This is a genomic window from Tepidimonas charontis (assembly GCF_007556685.1).
GTDB lineage: Bacteria > Pseudomonadota > Gammaproteobacteria > Burkholderiales > Burkholderiaceae_C > Tepidimonas > Tepidimonas charontis.
In genome coordinates, this window is record NZ_VJON01000114.1 from 1 (window position 1) to 667 (window position 667).

The following is a 667-nucleotide window of genomic DNA, read 5'->3' on the forward strand; positions in this document are numbered from 1 at the left end:
ACTACTTCCTCTCGCGCCCACGGCGCTTTGGCAAGAGCCTGTTTCTGGATACGCTCGCCGAGCTCTTCGCCGGCAACGAGCCGCTCTTTCGCGGTCTGTTCGTACACGACAAGTGGGACTGGAGCCGCAAGCACCCGGTGATTCGCTTCAGCTTTGCCGAAGGGCGGCTCAAGCATGCTGAGGGCCTGGATGAACACATCCACGCCCTGCTCGATGACAACGCGCACCGGCTGGGGGTGGAGATCGCCCCGCCGCCGCGCGACACCCACCTGCGCTTCAAGCAACTCATCGAGCGCGTCGTTGCCCACCACGGCCAGCGCGCCGTGGTGCTGGTCGATGAATACGACAAACCGATCCTGGACAACCTCACCGAGCCCGACGTCGCCCGCACCCTGCGCGAGGGCTTGAGAAACCTCTACTCGGTGATCAAGGACAGCGACGCGCACATCTGCTTTGCGTTTCTGACCGGCGTGTCCAAATTCAGCACGGGCTCGATCTTCTCGGGGCTGAACAACCTGCGCGACATCACCGTCTCGGCCGAGTACTCGGCCATCTGCGGCTACACCGAAGCCGATGTGGACACGGTCTTCGCGCCGGAGCTGCAGGGGCTGGACCGGCAAGCCATTCGCGACTGGTACAACGGCTACAACTGGCTGGGCGAGGCGGT

General features: G+C 63.9%; 1 protein-coding gene. It reads left to right on the top strand.

Annotated elements, in window-relative coordinates; genetic code table 11:
• The coding region (locus Tchar_RS13625) for an ATP-binding protein (protein WP_161595545.1) at window positions 1-667 on the top strand (667 nt) is incomplete at both ends.